The sequence below is a fragment of the Desulfobacterium sp. N47 genome, from assembly GCF_051233685.1.
Taxonomy (GTDB): Bacteria; Desulfobacterota; Desulfobacteria; order Desulfobacterales; family RPRI01; genus RPRI01.
Window position 1 is genome coordinate 1 of the sequence record NZ_JBAMMY010000041.1, and the last position, 6,203, is coordinate 6,203.

Here is a 6,203-nt window from a genome sequence, read left to right on the forward strand (position 1 = left end):
TCACGCCCTTCTTTCCGGTGAAAATAATTAAAAAAAGACGTCATGTATTCATCAATCCCTGGATATACGGTTTCTTTTATCATTCATTACTTATGTCATCTTTTGGAAAAATTATCAAGTTAAATGTCGGAGTAGAATTAATTGTTGAATATGGATTTCATATACTATCTTATCAAATGGTTTGCCTTGCTTTTATTATGACTGCTTGAATTGTTTTTTTGACATTAGTTTATAAAATACTCTTATAGAGATAGTATTATTTACCGGGAGATATTTGCCAATTACGGGATAAATGCGGGATAAATCTATTTTGTGCGGCATTGAAAAAACAAGAAGATTGGTATGTATTAGCAAACAACCTGATTTTAATGGTGCCGGAGGTCGGAATTGAACCGACATGAAGTTGCCCTCGGAGGATTTTGAGTCCTCTGCGTCTACCAGTTTCACCACTCCGGCACATTTTTGGATTTATAAACAATATTTCATGCGTTTGTCAACAAGATTGACGGCTTCATAAAAAATCAAAGTTTTATGCAGACATATGATATTTGATATTTTTGGTCAGTTATTAAAACTGCTATCTATGGGCAAGAAAACGTGAAGCAAGACAAACCCCTGAAATCGTTTTGCTGTCTGTAATTTCTCCGCTTCCAATCATCTCCATAACCGTATCAAGCTTTAATGTGTGTACTTTTAATATTTCATCATCATCAAGATTTTGCTTTGATTCGGAAAGACCGGTTGCAAGAAAGATGTGGATTCGCTCGTCGGAGTAACCGGGAACAGGCAAGATTTCGGTTAATTTTTCCATTTTACCGGCGCTGTAACCGGTTTCTTCAATAAGCTCTCTTTTGGCGCATTCAAGAGGAGCTTCTCCCGGAGAAAGGACACCGGCAGGGATTTCCCAAATAAAACCTCCGGCTGCATAACGGAATTGTTTGATCAATATTATCTCATTGTAATTCAAGAAAGGAACAATAGCAGACGCTCCGGGGTGACGGATTACATCAATGTTTGTCGTAAGTCCGTTTGACAGAGTTACATTGTCAGAAAAAAAACTGAATACTTTGCCCTTATAAATCATTTTACTGCTGTTTAATTTTGCCGACATTTTTATTCCAATTTTATTTATAGTGAATTTATATGCCCCCCACTCTCTTGCATAAGTGGCGGCATATAAAATGCCGCCCTACGAAGAAAGACGGTGGCAGAACGAGGTTTCATACACAGCCGAAGCTCCTGAAGCCGCCAGAATCTCATTTCCGGACACTTCGCCTTCTCTTATAATGACCGGAACTTCTCCCGTTACATCAACAACTGTGGAACCTGTGCCGCCTTTAAGCGTGCCTGCATCAAGTATAAGGTCAACTTTTTCTGCTATTTCAGGATCAATATCCGTAATGTCATAGCAGCCTGATGCTCCCGACGGATTTGCGCTTGTGCCGGTTACTGGCCCTCCCACAGCCTTAACAAGAGCAAGAGCAACCGGATGGCCCGGTTTTCTGACACCTATTTTTCCGGTTCCTGCCGTAAGATTATCACAAAGGCTATCATTAGCTTCAAGTATGATGGTAACCAGGCCCGGCCAGAAGCTTTTCATGATTTTTTGCGCCATCGGTGTAATATCTTTTACAATGCAGGAGATCATCAGGTGGCTGTCCGCAAGCACCAGCAATGGTTTTTTCTCAGTACGGCCCTTTATTTCAAAAACCTTTTGAACCGCCGTTTCATTAAAAGCATCCGCAGCAAGGCCGTAAAGACATCTTGCAGGAAAAACTACTACTCCACCGCTTCTTATTACTGATGCAGCTTTTTTAATTAATTCCGGCTCAGGATTATCCGGATCAATTTTTATAATTTTATCTGAAATTCTCAAGTTTCTCTGCTTTCTTTTCAACCTGGGCTGCCATTTCTTTTTTAAAGGCATCAAGCATGGCTGAAAGCTCCGGATCCGAAACTGCCAGAATCTGGACTGCCAGAATCCCGGCGTTTCTTGCGCCGGGCTTTCCTATGGCTACAGTAGCAACAGGAACGCCTGGCGGCATCTGAACTGTTGATAACAAAGAATCAAGCCCGGAAAGACACGAAGAATCAATGGGAACGCCGATTACAGGAAGTGTAGTGTGCGCTGCAAGAACTCCTGCAAGATGTGCTGCATGACCTGCACCGGCTATTATTACTTTTACTCCACGCTGTTTTGTGCCCGATGCCAGACCGGCAGCTTTTTCCGGGGTTCTGTGAGCTGATGCCACAGTAATTTCAAAGGTGATATCAAATTTTTTCAATACAGCAACGGTTTCCTCCATAACGCTATAATCCGAATCACTTCCCATTACAATGGAAACCGCAGGAATCGCTTTCATCCGTTTTACAGCTTTTTGTGCGATATCCGTTCTATACTGAACACCATCCCAGTTGATTTTTAGTACTGCCCGGTAAGCCTTATCAATTGATGCGGATACTGTATCGCCAAGCGCCGTCACTCCTAAAACGCGTCCGCCATTTGCTACAACAGAGCCGTCTTTTATTGCAGTGCCTGCATGAAATACTATTGTATCTTTTATGCGTGAGGCGTCTTCAAGCCCTTTTATAGGTATGCCTTTTTTGTAAGCACCGGGATAACCGCCTGATGCCATTACAACACACAAGGATGCCCTCTGATCGATTTCTATGGTGCATTCGTTAAGCTTTTCTTCTATAACGGCTTCCATTATCGGAACTATATCGCTTTTTATCCGGACCAATAGAGCCTGTGCTTCCGGATCGCCGAACCGGCAGTTAAATTCCAAAACCCTGATTCTGTCATGATCAATCATAAGACCGGCATATAAAACACCTTTATAATATCTTCCCTCGGCAGCCATAGCCCGGACTGTAGGTACCATGACCTCTTCCATGATCTTCTTATGCATGTATTTATCAACAACCGGAGCAGGTGAATAAGCGCCCATTCCACCGGTATTCGGGCCTTTATCATTATCAAATATAGCCTTGTGATCCTGTGAGGAGGGAAGGGGAAGTACGGTTTTTCCGTCTGTGAATGCAATAAATGACGCCTCCTCTCCTGCAAGCAGCTCTTCAATTACAACTCTTTTGCCTGCATCGCCGAAAGAGCGTTTTACCATTATGTCATCAAGAGCATCCAAAGCTTCTTTTTCGGTTGAGCATACGACAACACCTTTTCCGGCTGCAAGCCCGTCTGCCTTTACAACGCAGGGAGCTTTTGTTTTTCGTATATAGTTTGCCGCTTGCTTATAGTTTGAAAATATTTTGCCGGCAGCTGTTGGTATCCCGTATTTTATCATCAGTTCTTTTGAAAAGCATTTGCTTGATTCCAGTTCGGAAGCTTTGCCGGAAGAACCGAAAATTTTCAAGCCGGCTGCTTCAAACAAATCCGTTATTCCGTTTGAAAGAGGAGCTTCAGGACCGACTATTGTAAGAGCGATATTCTCCTTTTTGGCAAATTCCAAAAGGCTTTTGATATCATCCGAACTAATGGGAACGCACTCGGCAAGACTTGCGATACCCGCATTTCCAGGCGCACAAAAGATTTTTTTAACCTTCGGGCTCTGCGCTATTTTCCATACAAGCGCATGCTCTCTTCCTCCGCTTCCAACTACCAGTATTTTCATAACAACCTCCGGCACAGACCTTTGTATAACATCAGGTCTAATCGATGCTCTCTTTTATTATTTTATCTAGAATCGCCTGTTTTTTCCCGTCAAGTTCTTCTCTGCTTATACGGGCTCCTTTTAAACCTCCGCTTAATGCTATTTCGGACAGATAGCATTCGTTTTCAGCAGTTACCATGATGTCAATATGAGCAAAAGGAAACTTTCCCCGTTCCATAACAGCTGCGCAGAAATCCTTCTTATCTTCATCAAGAACAAAGGGGCTGCTTGATCCGCCTGCTGCCAGATTCATCCTGAAATTATCAGGATTATATCTGGTATATGATTCGATATAATCTTTTGCCGCTATTACACGGATATCAGTAAAATTTTCAATGAAGGGCTGCAATATAAACGGATAAGATGTGTCCGACATAGACATAAAACTGTAAAGAGTTTCAACTGAATCCCATTTTCTTATCCCGAATCCGCAATGCATGCGGTCTTCTTTTGTAACCACAAGTGCTATTTTATTCCTGTTGTACCAACTGACAGCATCTATAAGATCTCTTCTTCTTAAAACAGCACGGGTATGAGGAATCATCCACTTATTCAAAAACAGAGCCTGTACGACTTTGGAACCGCTTATTATCTGCGAAAGAGGAGAAGGGACGCAGAGAACGCCTCTTTCGATAAGATCGATCATCAAAAACTGCTTCATCCTGTCGGCGCCGATTATTCCGCTGAAAACATCCCCTGAGCCGACATCCTCGTATTTATCCATTAATTCTTTAATGCCTGATATTATCACTTGCCGGCCCTTCTTTCTTTTGTTTTAGCGTGCTCATCAATACCAAGCTCAATAAGTTTGTCAAGAAGCTGAGAAAAAGAAATACCGGCAACCTGAGCTGCCTGTGGTAAAAGACTGGTTGAAGTCATACCCGGAATGGTGTTTGTTTCTAAAACATAAATCTCTTTTCCGGAAAGTATCATATCCGTCCTGCTGTATCCTTTGCAAAAAAGTGCTTTGTGGGCCATTTTCGCATAGGTTTGAGCTTGTTGCGTCAATGTATCATCAATTTGGGCCGGACATATTTCTTTGGTTGCCCCGGTCTTATATTTTGCTGTGTAATCAAAAAATTTAAAAGCTTTATCAGGTATTATTTCAACGATAGGCAAGGTTTCAAGCTCGTCATTTCCTATAACTCCGCCGGTAATCTCGATTCCTTCTATAAAAGTTTCGATCAAAACTGTATCGTCGCAGGAAAAAGCAGATTCAACAGCTTCATTAAATGATTTATCAGATTTTACAATTGAGACTCCGATACTGGAACCGCCTGAAACAGGTTTTACAATAAATGGCGAACCAAGCCGTTTTTCACAGGTTTTGTATTCTACCGGATCACCTTTTTTGATCATGATATAAGGAGGAACCGGAATTCCCGATTGTTCATAAAGCTGTTTTGCAGCAAACTTGTTCATGGCTACTGCACTTCCAAGAACGCCCGAGCCCTGGTAAGGGATATCAAGAAGATCCAGCAGACCCTGGATAGTCCCGTCTTCACCAAAAGGCCCATGAAGTATGATAAGAGCAAAATCTATGTTTGAAGAATCCGAAACAAGATGCAGCAGCTGGGATGCAGGATCATAGCGGATAACATCATATTTTGTCTTATCCAAAGCATCGTAAACCTGATCGCCGCTTTTTCTTGACACTTCCCGTTCAACGGATATTCCTCCTGAAATAAGCGCTACCTTAAGTTTTTTCACAATTTTCAAATCCTTTTCGCACTAATAATATTTCTTGTAACAATAAAAAAAACAGTTAATTATTTCCGCCCAAATTTTTCAACTAATTTTTCAGCATAGATTTCGGTTTCCTCAAAAATAACCGAAGTGTTTCGCAAAAGATTGAATTTGATTTTCATAAAATTCAGCTTTTTTAACACCCGATATTTTTCCGGGGCATCTTCCATTTCTGCAAGCAATTCCTCAGTTTTTATAATCTCTTTTTTAAGCTCAATTTCCGGTGGAAGATAGTCCGCATTTTTTAGTATCTTATACGCAATACGAAGATCCTCCGGGACCGTACAGGACTCCTCAAATTCAAGAGGCTTTCCTGTACCGGAAAGATTATCGAATTCCCCTCTTTTCTGGGCCTCCAGTATTCTTTGTTCAATAATTTTATCAAAACCTGGCAGCATAAATTATTTTTACTCTTTGAATTGTTTAACACAAACAAAACAGTCTATTTTGTTTATCAAAATTAGTTTTTAACATTTAATTTATTTCTTAAAAAGTTTGGTCAATGCATTTTAAATTTACCCAAATATTGCACAATCTTTATTATGTGGAATATTTTCACTTTTACCCGCTGCACCACACTTCCTCTAATTCAATGATTTTAATAGCACATTGCACAAATTGCAGTCAATAAAGATAACTTTAACGGTAACTATTCAGCGTCATTTTAATATATACTACCATTCACATAAGGAAGTCGGGCAATTTGCCTTTAAACAATAGCTCCAATGCCTGACTTGCCTTAACTCCATGCTTGCGGCAAGTAGACAAATAGCTTCGAACCCGGCA

Annotated in this window: 7 protein-coding genes and 1 tRNA gene; 1 reads left to right on the forward strand and 7 read right to left on the reverse strand. The window is 40.9% G+C overall.

The annotated features are described in order from the left end of the window. Positions 1-209, forward strand: a 209-nt coding sequence (locus tag VXK47_RS02415; RefSeq protein WP_435547180.1) for a hypothetical protein, incomplete at its 5' end; no start/stop codon positions are given. A 160-nt stretch (positions 210-369) separates the two neighbouring features. Here the strand turns inward: VXK47_RS02415 and VXK47_RS02420 are convergent. The 7 genes from VXK47_RS02420 to VXK47_RS02450 form a co-directional block, all read right to left on the reverse strand. Further along, positions 370-456 (reverse strand) — tRNA-Leu (locus VXK47_RS02420). Positions 457-577: 121 nt separating this feature from the next. Beyond that, entirely contained in the window at positions 578-1,111 is a 534-nt protein-coding gene (locus VXK47_RS02425; protein WP_435547181.1) for an NUDIX hydrolase, read from the reverse strand. Between the two features lie 78 nt (positions 1,112-1,189). Further along, positions 1,190-1,876 carry an L-threonylcarbamoyladenylate synthase gene (locus tag VXK47_RS02430; RefSeq protein WP_435547182.1) on the reverse strand — a complete coding sequence of 229 codons (687 nt, stop codon included), beginning with the start codon at positions 1,874-1,876 and terminating at the stop codon, positions 1,190-1,192. Further along, positions 1,860-3,632, reverse strand: coding sequence for a phosphoribosylamine--glycine ligase (purD, locus tag VXK47_RS02435; protein WP_435547183.1), 1,773 nt, complete (start codon positions 3,630-3,632; stop codon positions 1,860-1,862). Before purD ends, VXK47_RS02430 begins: the two co-directional genes overlap by 17 nt. Before the next feature lie 37 nt (positions 3,633-3,669). Continuing rightward, positions 3,670-4,422, reverse strand: a complete 753-nt coding sequence (locus VXK47_RS02440; RefSeq protein ID WP_435547184.1) for an ATP-grasp domain-containing protein — start codon at positions 4,420-4,422, stop codon at positions 3,670-3,672. Then, on the reverse strand, positions 4,419-5,381 hold the full coding sequence (locus VXK47_RS02445; protein ID WP_435547185.1) for a D-alanine--D-alanine ligase family protein: 963 nt from the start codon (positions 5,379-5,381) through the stop codon (positions 4,419-4,421). Before VXK47_RS02445 ends, VXK47_RS02440 begins: the two co-directional genes overlap by 4 nt. Positions 5,382-5,440: 59 nt before the next feature. Next, positions 5,441-5,815 carry a DnaJ family domain-containing protein gene (locus tag VXK47_RS02450; RefSeq protein ID WP_435547186.1) on the reverse strand — a complete coding sequence of 125 codons (375 nt, stop codon included), beginning with the start codon at positions 5,813-5,815 and terminating at the stop codon, positions 5,441-5,443. Positions 5,816-6,203: the final 388 nt, after the last annotated feature.